The sequence below is a fragment of the Rheinheimera baltica DSM 14885 genome, assembly GCF_000425345.1.
Taxonomy (GTDB): domain Bacteria; phylum Pseudomonadota; class Gammaproteobacteria; order Enterobacterales; family Alteromonadaceae; genus Alishewanella; species Alishewanella baltica.
In genome coordinates, this window is the sequence record NZ_AUDG01000002.1 from 38088 (window position 1) to 50169 (window position 12082).

The following is a 12082-nucleotide window of genomic DNA, read 5'->3' on the forward strand; positions in this document are numbered from 1 at the left end:
CTACACGGATGTATTCACGGCGTGTTCTGGCAAAGTCGTACTGAGAGATTGCCGGTTGAATGAATATTTTCGCTCAAAGAACACTAACACTGTCGGAGAACCACGAATGAGCCAGGTTTACACACAAGTCAGTATCGATACCCGCGGCGTAGCAACACTCATGCTAAACCGCCCAGAAGTGCATAATGCCTTTGACGACGCCATGATTGCAGAGTTATTAGCCGTGCTTAAAAGCCTTGCCGATAACGACGACGTACGTTTATTGGTACTTACCTCCAGTGGTAAAAACTTCTCTGCCGGTGCCGACTTAAACTGGATGCGTTCGATGGCGCAAAAAGACTACCAGCAGAACTTGGCTGATGCCGATGAACTGGCAAACCTGATGCACAAGCTAGATAAATTTCCCAAGCCAACCATCGCACAGGTGAAAGGCGCAGCATTTGGTGGTGCGCTTGGCTTAGTTGCCTGCTGCGATATCGCCATTGCTGAGTCTAAAGCCAGCTTCTGCTTAAGCGAAGTCAAAATTGGTTTAATCCCCGCCGTTATTAGCCCGTATGTTATGCGCGCCATAGGCGAGCGCCAAAGCCGGCGTTACTTTTTAACCGCAGAGCGTTTTTCTGCCACAGTCGCACACGAAATGGGCTTATTACATGAAGTGGTTGGTGAAGGCGAATTAGCCACCAGTACCGAGCACCTCATTAGCAGTCTGTTACAAAATAGCCCGCAAGGCATGAGTGCGGCAAAAGCCCTAATTCATAATATTTATAACCGTAAAATCAGCAATAATGTTATCGCGCATACCACACAAGCTATTGCTGAAATTCGTGTATCAGACGAAGGCCAGGAAGGGTTATCAGCGTTTTTAGAAAAACGCACACCCGCCTGGCTTGGCAAGGAAGGATCATAATGTTTCGCAAAATTTTAATCGCTAACCGTGGCGAAATTGCCTGCCGCGTGATAGATACCGCGCATAAACTCGGTATCCGTTGTGTTGCCGTATATTCCGAGGCTGACGCCAACGCCCGTCATGTAAGAATGGCAGATGAAGCCTACTTGCTCGGCCCTGCGCCAAGCAAAGACTCCTATTTACGTGCAGACAAAATAATCGCTATTGCCAAACAAAGTGGCGCTGAAGCGATTCACCCAGGCTACGGATTTTTATCTGAAAACGAAGAGTTCGCCAAAGCGTGTGATGCTGCCGGCGTTGTTTTTATTGGCCCTCCGGTAGGCGCCATTACGGCTATGGGCTCGAAAAGCGCGGCTAAAGCAATCATGCAACAGGCAGGCGTTCCGCTAGTGCCTGGCTATCATGGTGATGATCAATCCGATGCGTTACTGGCCAAAGAGTCAGAAAAAATTGGCTACCCGCAACTGCTAAAAGCAGCTTATGGCGGCGGCGGAAAAGGTATGCGTGTGGTGTGGAAAGCAGCAGAGTTTGCCGATGCCCTGGCCAGTGCCCGGCGAGAAGCCAAAGCCGGTTTTGGTAACGATAAAATGCTGATTGAGCGCTACTTAACCAAACCGCGCCATATCGAAATTCAGGTATTTGCTGATAACCATGGCAACGCCGTCTATCTGGCTGAACGCGATTGCTCTATTCAGCGTCGTCACCAGAAAGTCATTGAAGAAGCCCCTGCACCAAACTTCAGCGCAGAGCAGCGCAAAGCGATGGGTGAAGCTGCGGTAAAAGCCGCCAAGGCCATTGATTACCGTGGTGCGGGTACCGTTGAGTTTTTATTTGACGAAGACGGCTCATTTTATTTTATGGAAATGAACACCCGCCTGCAGGTTGAGCATCCGGTAACGGAAATGATTACCGGTCAGGATCTGGTGAATTGGCAATTACTGGTCGCCGCAGGCGAGCCTTTGCCGTTAACACAAGATGAAATACAAATTGATGGCCATGCCATTGAAGTGCGTGTGTACGCTGAAGATCCAGAAAACGATTTCCTGCCCGCTACCGGTAAACTAACTTACTTACGCCAGCCTGAAGCCAACCGCCATGTGCGGGTAGACACCGGTGTGGTAGAAAATGACGAAGTATCACCGTTTTACGATCCTATGATCGCAAAGCTTATCGTTTGGGATGAAAGCCGTGATCGTGCTATCGCCCGTATGCTGCGAGCTTTAGATGATTACCGTATAGCCGGTGTTACTACCAACCTGAGCTTTTTAACCAGTTTAACCGAGCACCCGGCATTTAAAGCGGCAGAGCTGGACACCAACTTTATTAACCAGCATCAAGATAGTTTATTTGCCCCGGCGAATAAGCAAAATAATCAGGCATTAGTGTTAGCCGCTCTGTTTATTTTACAACAGCAAAAAGTACCTTCGACGCAAGCAAACCTGTCTAGTCCCTGGCAGTTTAGCCATGGCTGGCGACTGAATGAAACGCCAACGGTCAATCTTACCTTGCTTGAGGGAGAAACAACGCATCAGTTAACCATTCAACAATTACAGCAGCACTATATCGTTGATGTTGAAGGCCAACAGCTTTGCTGTACGGCGCAGCTGAACGGCGATGAGCTTAGCGCGGTGCTGGGTGATCACCGCAGCAAAGTGCGGGTCAGCCAATATCAAGACACTATTAGCGTGTTTATTAAACACCAACGCTACGACTTTATTTATCAAACAGAAGTCGCGGTGCTAACCGACGGCGCCGAGCATGCCGGCAGCTTAACCGCACCGATGAATGGCACCATCGTTGCCGTGATCGCGCAAAAAGGGGCCAACGTGAATGCCGGCGATACCCTGGTAATTATGGAAGCGATGAAAATGGAATACAGCATTAAAGCGCCAAAAAATGGCGTAGTGAATGACGTATTTTACGCGGCAGGTGATTTGGTTAAAGACGGCGCTGAGTTAGTTGATTTTACACCGGAGGACGCATGAGTTTCCCCAAACACGTCCGCATTGTTGAAGTAGGCCCACGTGATGGCCTGCAAAACGAAGCCAGTGTCAGTGCAGCAGATAAAATCACATTGATTAACATGCTAATGGCTGCAGGTCATAGTTACATTGAAAGCGGCGCCTTTGTATCCCCAAAATGGGTGCCGCAAATGGCAGACTCTGCTGAGGTATTTGCTGGTATTACACATAAAGCCGGTGTTACCTATGCGGCACTTACGCCTAATTTAAAAGGCTATGAAGCTGCTAAAGCGGCAGGCGCCAGCGAAGTGGCTATTTTTGGTGCGGCTTCTGAAGCCTTTAGTCAAAAAAATATTAACTGCACTATCGCTGAAAGCTTAGAACGCTTTGCGCCTGTGATGGCTGCAGCTAAAGCCGATGGCATTAAAGTACGCGGTTATGTGTCTTGTGTTGTCGGTTGCCCTTATCAAGGTGATGTGGCCCCTACCGAAGTGGCATTGGTCGCCAAAGCCCTGTTAGAGATGGGCTGCTATGAAATTTCACTGGGCGATACCATAGGTGTCGGCACCCCAGACAAAGTCAATGCCATGCTGGACGCGGTTTTGTCGATGGTACCAGCGGATAAACTTGCCGTGCATTTTCATGATACTTACGGTCAGGCGTTAACCAATATTTACGTCGCGCTAAGCCGTGGTATTCGTGTGATTGACAGTGCCGTGGCCGGTTTAGGTGGCTGCCCATACGCTGCCGGTGCGTCAGGCAATGTTGCCACTGAAGATGTGGTGTATTTACTTGACGGGCTTGGCATTTCGCACGGTATCGATTTAACTGCGCTGGCCAAAGCCGGCTGGTTTATTACCGACAAGCTGGGGAAGCAGCCTAGTTCTAAAGTAGGATTGGCACTTAGGGCCAAGTGCACACAAACTGGTAGTTAGTTAACAGCAACAACTAAGGTTCTTCGAACACGGTAATCACTCCGTACTACTTTGCCGGAACACGCCGTAAATACGTCCCTGTAGGCTCGTGTTTTTCGTCCCTTAAAAACACGGTTCCGGTCAAAGTGTACTGCGCGCTTACCTTGGCACAGATGCCAGCGGATGCGGATGTGATTTTTTCGGCGACCGTTGGAGGCCATGGATGGCCAGAATCGAGCCCCATGGATGGTTTATGGCGTGTCGCAGAAAAAACTTCACGCAGCAGCCGCGCAGTCGAAGAGCAGTTCGCAACAGATAGCTCAGCAAAGAACAGAGGACAACAAATGGCAGGGTTTAATAAAGTCGTACATAGCTACGAAGACGCCATGGCAGGCCTGCAAGACGGCATGACCGTTATTGCTGGTGGCTTTGGCTTATGCGGTATTCCTGAAGGCTTAATTGCCCGGATTAAAGAAATGAAAACCAAAGACTTAACCGTAGTATCAAACAACTGCGGTGTAGATGGCTTTGGTTTAGGTATCCTGCTTGAAGACCGTCAAATCAAAAAAATGGTCGCCTCATACGTGGGTGAAAATGCCCTGTTTGAAAAACAGCTGCTTAATGGTGAGTTAGAAGTAGAACTGACACCACAAGGCACCCTGGCAGAAAAAATGCGTGCTGGCGGTGCTGGCATTCCGGCATTTTTTACGGCCACCGGCTACGGCACCCCAGTTGCTGAAGGTAAAGAAACCCGTGAAATTGACGGCCGTCACTATGTGTTAGAGCCTGCCATTACAGGTGACTTTGCCATAGTGCGCGCCTGGAAAGCAGACCGTTACGGTAACCTGGTGTTTCGCCACACCTCAATGAACTTCAACCCGATGGCGGCTACCGCCGGCAAAATTACTGTGGCTGAAGTAGAAGAGATTGTCGAGCAGGGCGAGTTGGACCCCTCACAAATTCACACCCCTGGTATTTACGTGCAGCGCGTGATCAAAGGCAACTTTGAAAAACGCATTGAACGTCGTATGGTTCGTCAAGGTTAAGGAGGCAACAATGGCTTTATCTCGTGAACAGGTTGCCATGCGCGTCGCGCAAGAGCTGCAAGACGGTTACTACGTTAACTTAGGCATCGGCATTCCTACACTTGTAGCTAACTACGTGCCGGCTGGTATAGAAGTTATGCTGCAATCAGAAAACGGTTTATTAGGTATGGGCCCCTACCCAACCGAAGCTGAACTTGACGCCGATATGATTAATGCCGGTAAAGAAACCGTCACCGCCATTAAAGGCGCGGCAATTTTCAGCTCCGCCGAAAGCTTTGCCATGATCCGCGGCGGCCATGTTGATTTAACCGTACTGGGCGCCTTTGAAGTAGATCAAAACGGCAATATCGCCAGCTGGATGATCCCAGGCAAACTGGTAAAAGGCATGGGCGGCGCGATGGATTTAGTCGCCGGTGCACAAAACATTGTTGTGACCATGACCCACGCTGACAAATACGGCAACAGTAAACTATTGAGCGACTGCACCCTGCCCTTAACGGGCGTAGGCTGCGTGAAAAAAATTGTTACCGATTTAGCTGTATTAGAAGTACGCGAGGGCGCTTTCCATTTGTTAGAACGCGCACCAGGTATTTCTGTTGAAGAGATCCAGCAAAAAACCGCCGGTAAGTTGGTCATTACAGGCGATATTCCTGAAATGGTATTTAATTAACGCCAAAGGCGCGTTGCTGTAGCAGCTACGCGCCTTTTTATACCCACCTCTGTTATAACTCTGCCTATACTTTGACCAAAACAAAATCAACTGATAAAATTATAGCTATCATTTGATAGCGAGGTGGTTATGATTGCGCTGGTAAAAGAATTTACGCCACAGCTATATGCTGGCAATACTATTTGGCAACAGTTAGGTATAGCTGAACGTGGCCCTAAGCTTTATCAAGCATTACACAACGGTTTCGCCTACAGCGTTTTTGAACGTCTTGCCTTAATTTCAGCTTTGGACAAAAAACAGTTGGCGTCAGTATGTCAGCTTGCACCCGCTACTTTAGCTCGCCGGGCAAAAAGCGGTAAATTCTCTCAAGATGAAAGTGACCGACTGTTTCGCTTTGCAACGGTATTAGTTGCCGCGACAGCATTATTTAACGACGACATGCTAGCAACTAAACGCTGGTTAACCGAACCGGTATATGGCTTGGGTGACAAGGCCCCGCTGGATATGTTGGCAACCTCTGCTGAAACTCAAGCCATACTGGATTTAATTGGCCGTTTAGAGCATGGGGTGTTTGCGTAATGTATCACCGAACACCTTCCTTCCCTGTTCAGCAACAATTAGCCCATGGCTGAGTTCAACATTTACCGCTTAGTGCATACTAAATGGGCTTCTCAGGCATTTGATGGTGAAGGCGCTCGCTTATATGGTGGCCGCTGGAATAGCAAAGGCCAGTTATGTATTTATACTGCAGGAACAGAAGCACTGGCGATGTTAGAAGTGCTGGTACACTTAAATAACCGTATTGCCCTGGCACAGTACAGGCTATTCCAACTGACGCTTCAGGATACCGATTTATTGCGAATTGGTATTAACAGCTTGCCATTAAGCTGGCGTGAACAACCCGCTACAGCAGAAACAGCGCGTATTGGTGACAGCTGGCTAACAGAATGTGCCAGTCTGGCGTTAGCGGTGCCCAGTGTTGTTGCGCCGCGGGAAAACAATATTTTGCTTAACCCGCAGCACAAAGATTTTAATCAATGTATCAGTAATATTACCGAACTAGACTTTCTGCCCGATCCCAGATTAACGCTTTAGCCGTGCCAGCAAACTGGAGGTATCCCAGCGGCTACCGCCCATCTGCTGTACTTCGCTGTAAAATTGATCTACCAATGCCGTTACCGGTAAATGGCTACCGTTTTCACGCGCTTCGGCTAATGCAATACCTAGGTCTTTACGCATCCAGTCTACAGCAAAACCAAAATCGTATTTGCCATCAAGCATTGTTAACGATCGATTTTGCATCTGCCACGATGACGCCGCACCTTGCGATATCACCTCGACAACTGCCGCAGCATCTAAGCCCGCGTTTTGGGCAAAATTTAATGCCTCAGCAAGCCCCTGCACTATCCCGGCAATACAAATCTGATTCACCATTTTGGCTAACTGACCTGAGCCGGCTGGCCCCAGCAACTTAGCACAGCGTGAATAACACATAATTGCCGCTTCAGCTTGTGCAAAGTCGCCTTGTTCACCACCAACCATAACAGTGAGTACGCCGTTTTCAGCGCCTGCCTGACCGCCCGATACCGGCGCATCTAAAAAGCCAATACCCTGTTGCTTAGCGGCCTGAGATAGCTCTCGCGCTAAGTTGGCAGAGGCAGTTGTATGGTCAACCATAACCGCACCAGCCTGCATACCAGCTAGCACACCATGCTCGCCATAAACAACCGAGCGAACATCATTGTCGTTACCAACACACATAAACACCAGCTCAGCGCCTTGCGCCGCCTTAGCCGGGGTGTCAGCAAAGTTGCCACCATATTGCTTAGCCCATTGCTGTGCTTTAGCCGTTGTGCGATTAAACACCGAAACCTGGTAGCCTTTCTGTTGCAAATACCCAGCCATGGGGTAACCCATTACACCCAAACCAATAAAGGCAACTTTTTTAACACTGTTATTTGACATATTAATGACTTAAAACTGTGACATACTGTGGCGCTGAGCTTACAAAGATATCGGCCGGATTGAAAGCACTAACAGAAGGAAACATTATGCCAAATGTGCATCAGTACAAGATAAAAGACGGTCAGGGTAACGACATTGATTTAAGTCAGTTTCGTGGCAAGGTATTGTTAATTGTGAACACGGCTAGCAAATGCGGATTCACACCGCAATACAAAGAGCTGGAAGAGCTGCACCAGAAATATCATGACAAAGGCTTAGTGATCTTAGCCTTCCCGTGTAATCAGTTTGGTGCCCAAGAGCCCGGCTCCAATGGCGACATCCAACAGTTTTGTGAACTTAATTATGGTGTTAGCTTTGGCGTAATGGCCAAACTGGCAGTAAACGGCCCTGATGCTTCACCCTTGTTTGAACATTTAAAAGACAGTGCCCGTGGCCTGATGAAAACCCGCGCGATTAAATGGAATTTCACTAAGTTTTTGGTCAATAAAGACGGTGATGTCGTTAAACGTTACGCGCCCCGCACCAAACCAACCAGTATCGCTGCAACAATAGAAGACTTGCTGTAACTTTGATCCAGCGCTAAAAACCGCACTGAAATTTGCGCTAAGCTTTAGCGCAAATAATGGGAGACATGCCATGAAAGTTGCCGTATACAGCGCCAAACAATATGATCAAGATGGATTCAGCCGATGGGCCGACACTAGCTTACAATTTCAGTACCTGGACACTCGCCTGACAGCAGACAGTGTTAAGTTGGCTGCAGGCTGCCATGCTATCTGTGTCTTTGTAAACGACGAGCTTAATGAACAGGTGCTTCGGCAGTTATCTGAATTAGGTATAGAGATGGTGGCGCTGCGCTGTGCAGGCTTTAACAATGTAGATATCGCTGCGGCAAAAGAATTGGGGATCCGCATTGCACGCGTACCGGCTTATTCGCCAGAAGCGGTAGCGGAACATACTGTTGGCATGATCCTTTGCTTAAACCGTAAACTGCACAAAGCATACAATCGGGTACGTGATGACAACTTTGCCCTTGATGGCCTGCTGGGGTTTAATCTATTCGGCAAAACCGTTGGTTTAATTGGCACCGGCCGCATAGGGCTTGCAACCGCACGTATTCTGCGCGGTTTTGGCTGTGAGTTATTATGCCACGATACCACACCGTCAAATACCATCCTTGAGCTGGGTGGACGCTATGTGCTCCTGGCCGATTTATATGCGCAAAGTGACATTATTAGCCTGCACTGCCCACTGACACCTGACACCCGACATATGATTAACCATTACAGTATTGGCAGTATGAAAGATGGTGTAATGCTTATTAATACCAGTCGTGGTGCTCTCATTGATACAAAAGCGGTTATTTCTGGTTTAAAAAACCGTAAAATTGGCTATTTAGGGCTGGATGTATATGAGCAGGAAGCCGATTTGTTTTTTGAAAACCTGTCTGATCAAATGATTGATGATGATATATTTCAGCGCTTACTAACATTTCCCAATGTATTAATTACAGGACATCAAGCGTTTTTTACCAAAGAGGCATTACAGGAAATCAGTCAGATCACCAGCGACAATTTACTCGCATTTGCCAGCAATACCGAAACTGGGAATGAACTGGTTAACTAAGCTGATTAAGTTAGCTGGTTTAATAGATCGCACAATGAAGTACCACCCGGCTTAGAAGGTGTATACCAGTGATGCCGATGTTTCTGTATCCGTGGTACGTAAATTGCCTTCCGGCTGAGAGTTATACTTAACCACAAAGTTAAACCGCATAGACAGCTTATCGGCCATCTTTGCCGTAATGCTGCTACGGCTTAATACGGTAGAGTTTTCGCCATCCAGTGACATCGCGCTTTCTAACGACTGGCGAAAACTGGTGGTATCAAATAAAGCATAATCAAGATTCGCCGCTAAAAACCAAATCAGACCGCCATGACTAACGCCAGCTGCCGTTTGTTGATAAGAAAAACCCGGGCCAGTTTCTAAATCTAAATAGCTGCTAAGTTTCTCATACAGCCTATTACCATAACCAACAGTCAGCGAGGCCTGCTGCCGAAACGAACCAAATTTATCATGTGCATAGGCTGCACGACCAAAAATAGACTCACGCCCTTTGACTAACTTATAGTTGCTTTGGCTGGTAAAGCCGTATCGGCTGGCTGTAGTGACTTGATGCTTGCCACTGCTATCGCTATTTACGACATTATTTTTTTGCAGCAAACTTTGAAATTGATAGCGATTACGAAAGTATTCCAGATCGTGCACCAATTCACTGTTTGCCCGAATGGCAAAGGAATCAGTGTTACCAGAGCTAAACAAAAAACCCAGTTCAACATCGCCGGTAACCGTGCCAAAAAAGCCAATAGGCTGTAAAGGTTCTTCGCTACTCGCCAACATGTCGGTTTCTGCAGCGTATACCTCAGACAAGAGTAACAGCAGTGTAAGGCTAATCGCCGTTAAGAAACGTTGCATTGTGTCGTTACATCACTCCTGTTTATGTATTGGGCTATAAATGCATATTATTGTAGACCACAACTTTTTTGCCACTGCCTAGATGGGTATTGTATCAAGGAGAATTGCTCAGCCCAGTAGCCCGGACTGAGCAATTTGTGCATTTAACGTGTTTTACGCCAGGCTTTACTCAGCGGCGCGCTGTTGCACAAAAGTAATAGCTTGTTCTAAACGAGCAAGACTGCGCGTTTTACCCACCAATGCCAGGGTGATATCCAATGCAGGCGAGTTACCACCACCGGTTACTGCGACACGAAGCGGCATACCAATTTTGCCCATGCCAACGCCAAGTTGTTCTGCCGTCGCATTAATAGTCTGATGGATAGCTTCTACCGACCAATCCGTTAACTCTGCCAGTTTGGCAGCAACGGTTTGCAATGGTTCCAAAGCGACCGGACGTAAATGTTTTTTTGCTGCATCAGCATCAAATTCTAAGAAGTCCTCATAGAAATAACGGCTAACCTCAACCATTTCTTTCAGCGTTTTCACCCGCTCGGCCTGAGCCACAACTAAATCGGTTAACAAAGGTCCTTGGCTTATATCCAGTTTTTGCTCAGTAATATGCCATTGCAGCTGCTGCGCGACCTGCTCTGCCGGCAAAGTTTTCATGTAATGCTGGTTTAACCAAATCAACTTGTCGGTGTTAAACGCCGATGGCGCCCGGTTACAACTATCAAGATCAAATAACTGTATCAGCTCATCTTTGCTGAAAATTTCCTGATCGCCATGAGACCAGCCCAACCGAACCAAATAATTTAGTAAGGCTTCTGGTAGAAATCCATTATCACGATATTGCATAACGCCTACCGCACCGTGGCGCTTAGACAAACGCTTACCGTCGTCGCCCAGAATCATCGGCACATGAGCATATTTAGGAATATCCGCACCTAAAGCCGCCAGAATATTCATCTGTCGTGGCGTGTTGTTGACGTGATCATCTCCGCGGATAACATGGGTAATGCCCATTTTCCAGTCATCTACCACTACGGTTAGGTTGTAAGTTGGAGTACCGTCACTTCGGGCAATGATCAGATCATCCAATTCAGCGTTAGCAATTTCAATACGACCTTTGATCATGTCTTCAATAACCACAACGCCACTTTGTGGATTTTTAAAACGAATGACAAAGGGTTTATCTGCCGGGTGGTCGGTACGGTCGCGCCACATACCGTTATAACGCGGTTTTTCGCCTGCTGCAGTTTGCGCTTCACGCATAGCGTCAACTTCATCTATGGTACAAAAGCACTTATAAGCATTACCCTCTGCTAGCAGTTGCGCAACCACTTCTTTATATAAATCAAAACGCTTTGTTTGGTAATACGGGCCTTCATCATGGTCTAAACCTAACCATGCCATGCCCTCTATAATTGCATCAACTGATTCCTGCGTCGAACGCTCTAAATCAGTATCTTCAATACGTAATATAAATTTACCGCCTTTCTTTTTGGCGTATAACCAGCTAAAAAGCGCAGTACGAGCGCCACCTACATGCAAATAACCAGTGGGGCTTGGCGCAAAACGGGTAACAAGAGACATAGTTTATCCATCACAGTGCAATAATGTAGGGTATTGTAACAATGCCCAAGATAGGATGCACCCGCTAAGGTGTTCTATGGCGATCTGTTTTGCTGGAAAATCGCCCCTAGTGTCTACTTTTGCAGCAAGCAAACCACAATTACCAAAATAATGTTGACAGCTTTTTCATGCTCCCTATAATGAGCGCCATCAAACAGCGTGGATTGTTAGCTCAGCTGGGAGAGCACCGCCCTTACAAGGCGGGGGTCACTGGTTCGAACCCAGTACAATCCACCATCGCTTTTTTTGCGATAAAAATTTAGATACTCCCATGGATTGTTAGCTCAGCTGGGAGAGCACCGCCCTTACAAGGCGGGGGTCACTGGTTCGAACCCAGGAGCTAAAAAGATGTCTTATTATGAAGAGCCGCCCGCTCTTTACGACGAGACGGTGGACACTGATTAAACCCAGTACAATGCACCAATTTGATATTAAAGACTTATCCCATGGATTGTTAGCTCAGCTGGGAGAGCACCGCCCTTACAAGGCGGGGGTCACTGGTTCGAACCCAGTACAATCCACCACCGCTT

12 protein-coding genes and 3 tRNA genes are annotated in these 12082 nt (G+C 47.6%); 12 read left to right on the forward strand and 3 right to left on the reverse strand.

What is annotated here, in order from left to right; all coding sequences use genetic code 11:
- Positions 1 to 106 precede the first annotated feature (106 nt).
- From H595_RS0101275 to H595_RS0101305, 7 genes are all read left to right on the forward strand, one after another.
- Positions 107 to 907, forward strand: coding sequence for an enoyl-CoA hydratase/isomerase family protein (locus tag H595_RS0101275; RefSeq protein WP_027669549.1), 801 nt, complete (start codon positions 107 to 109; stop codon positions 905 to 907).
- A complete protein-coding gene (locus H595_RS0101280) occupies positions 907 to 2892 on the forward strand; it encodes an acetyl/propionyl/methylcrotonyl-CoA carboxylase subunit alpha (protein WP_027669550.1) in 1986 nt (661 codons plus the stop codon). The genes H595_RS0101275 and H595_RS0101280 overlap by 1 nt, the downstream gene beginning before the upstream one ends.
- Positions 2889 to 3803 carry a hydroxymethylglutaryl-CoA lyase gene (locus H595_RS0101285; RefSeq protein WP_027669551.1) on the forward strand — a complete coding sequence of 305 codons (915 nt, stop codon included), beginning with the start codon at positions 2889 to 2891 and terminating at the stop codon, positions 3801 to 3803. Before H595_RS0101280 ends, H595_RS0101285 begins: the two co-directional genes overlap by 4 nt.
- Positions 3804 to 4126: 323 nt before the next feature.
- The gene (locus tag H595_RS0101290) at positions 4127 to 4828 is read left to right on the forward strand and encodes a CoA transferase subunit A (RefSeq protein ID WP_027669552.1); all 702 of its coding nucleotides are present in this window, start codon (positions 4127 to 4129) and stop codon (positions 4826 to 4828) included.
- Between the two features lie 10 nt (positions 4829 to 4838).
- Positions 4839 to 5498 carry a CoA transferase subunit B gene (locus H595_RS0101295; RefSeq protein ID WP_027669553.1) on the forward strand — a complete coding sequence of 220 codons (660 nt, stop codon included), beginning with the start codon at positions 4839 to 4841 and terminating at the stop codon, positions 5496 to 5498.
- 129 nt (positions 5499 to 5627) lie between these two features.
- A complete protein-coding gene (gene parS / locus H595_RS0101300; RefSeq protein WP_027669554.1) occupies positions 5628 to 6077 on the forward strand; it encodes a type II RES/Xre toxin-antitoxin system antitoxin in 450 nt (149 codons plus the stop codon).
- A gap of 45 nt (positions 6078 to 6122) precedes the next feature.
- On the forward strand, positions 6123 to 6593 hold the full coding sequence (locus tag H595_RS0101305) for an RES family NAD+ phosphorylase (protein WP_027669555.1): 471 nt from the start codon (positions 6123 to 6125) through the stop codon (positions 6591 to 6593).
- Here the strand turns inward: H595_RS0101305 and H595_RS0101310 are convergent.
- Positions 6582 to 7463 (reverse strand): NAD(P)-dependent oxidoreductase, encoded by an 882-nt coding sequence (locus tag H595_RS0101310; RefSeq protein ID WP_027669556.1) that lies wholly within the window; start codon positions 7461 to 7463, stop codon positions 6582 to 6584. The genes H595_RS0101305 and H595_RS0101310 overlap by 12 nt on opposite strands.
- A gap of 86 nt (positions 7464 to 7549) precedes the next feature.
- Here H595_RS0101310 and H595_RS0101315 point away from each other — a divergent pair, with 86 nt between their 5' ends.
- Together H595_RS0101315 and H595_RS0101320 are read left to right on the forward strand one after the other, a co-directional pair.
- Positions 7550 to 8029: a glutathione peroxidase gene (locus H595_RS0101315; RefSeq protein WP_027669557.1), complete on the forward strand. Its 480-nt coding sequence runs from the start codon at positions 7550 to 7552 to the stop codon at positions 8027 to 8029.
- Between the two features lie 70 nt (positions 8030 to 8099).
- The gene (locus H595_RS0101320; RefSeq protein ID WP_027669558.1) at positions 8100 to 9089 is read left to right on the forward strand and encodes a 2-hydroxyacid dehydrogenase; all 990 of its coding nucleotides are present in this window, start codon (positions 8100 to 8102) and stop codon (positions 9087 to 9089) included.
- Between the two features lie 51 nt (positions 9090 to 9140).
- Here H595_RS0101320 and H595_RS0101325 read toward each other — a convergent pair whose 3' ends face one another.
- Together H595_RS0101325 and gltX are read right to left on the reverse strand one after the other, a co-directional pair.
- Positions 9141 to 9938 (reverse strand): DUF481 domain-containing protein, encoded by a 798-nt coding sequence (locus H595_RS0101325; protein ID WP_027669559.1) that lies wholly within the window; start codon positions 9936 to 9938, stop codon positions 9141 to 9143.
- A 165-nt stretch (positions 9939 to 10103) separates the two neighbouring features.
- Complete coding sequence (gltX, locus tag H595_RS0101330) at positions 10104 to 11513, reverse strand: glutamate--tRNA ligase (RefSeq protein WP_027669560.1); 1410 nt, start codon at positions 11511 to 11513, stop codon at positions 10104 to 10106.
- Positions 11514 to 11713: 200 nt separating this feature from the next.
- Here gltX and H595_RS0101335 point away from each other — a divergent pair.
- From H595_RS0101335 to H595_RS0101345, 3 genes are all read left to right on the forward strand, one after another.
- A tRNA-Val gene (locus H595_RS0101335) sits at positions 11714 to 11789 on the forward strand.
- 36 nt (positions 11790 to 11825) lie between these two features.
- Positions 11826 to 11975, forward strand: a tRNA-Val gene (locus tag H595_RS24075).
- Positions 11976 to 12000: 25 nt separating this feature from the next.
- A tRNA-Val gene (locus tag H595_RS0101345) sits at positions 12001 to 12076 on the forward strand.
- Positions 12077 to 12082 lie beyond the last annotated feature (6 nt).

Excerpts from the sequence above, each read along its gene's own strand:
- H595_RS0101290 (WP_027669552.1), top strand. The coding sequence starts at position 4,127 with ATGGCAGGGTTTAATAAAGTCGTACATAGCTACGAAGACGCCATGGCA.
- H595_RS0101285 (WP_027669551.1), top strand. The coding sequence starts at position 2,889 with ATGAGTTTCCCCAAACACGTCCGCATTGTTGAAGTAGGCCCACGTGAT.
- H595_RS0101280 (WP_027669550.1), top strand. The coding sequence starts at position 907 with ATGTTTCGCAAAATTTTAATCGCTAACCGTGGCGAAATTGCCTGCCGC.
- parS (WP_027669554.1), top strand. The coding sequence starts at position 5,628 with ATGATTGCGCTGGTAAAAGAATTTACGCCACAGCTATATGCTGGCAAT.
- gltX (WP_027669560.1), bottom strand. The coding sequence starts at position 11,513 with ATGTCTCTTGTTACCCGTTTTGCGCCAAGCCCCACTGGTTATTTGCAT.
- H595_RS0101315 (WP_027669557.1), top strand. The coding sequence starts at position 7,550 with ATGCCAAATGTGCATCAGTACAAGATAAAAGACGGTCAGGGTAACGAC.
- H595_RS0101305 (WP_027669555.1), top strand. The coding sequence starts at position 6,123 with ATGGCTGAGTTCAACATTTACCGCTTAGTGCATACTAAATGGGCTTCT.
- H595_RS0101325 (WP_027669559.1), bottom strand. The coding sequence starts at position 9,938 with ATGCAACGTTTCTTAACGGCGATTAGCCTTACACTGCTGTTACTCTTG.
- H595_RS0101275 (WP_027669549.1), top strand. The coding sequence starts at position 107 with ATGAGCCAGGTTTACACACAAGTCAGTATCGATACCCGCGGCGTAGCA.
- H595_RS0101295 (WP_027669553.1), top strand. The coding sequence starts at position 4,839 with ATGGCTTTATCTCGTGAACAGGTTGCCATGCGCGTCGCGCAAGAGCTG.
- H595_RS0101310 (WP_027669556.1), bottom strand. The coding sequence starts at position 7,463 with ATGTCAAATAACAGTGTTAAAAAAGTTGCCTTTATTGGTTTGGGTGTA.
- H595_RS0101320 (WP_027669558.1), top strand. The coding sequence starts at position 8,100 with ATGAAAGTTGCCGTATACAGCGCCAAACAATATGATCAAGATGGATTC.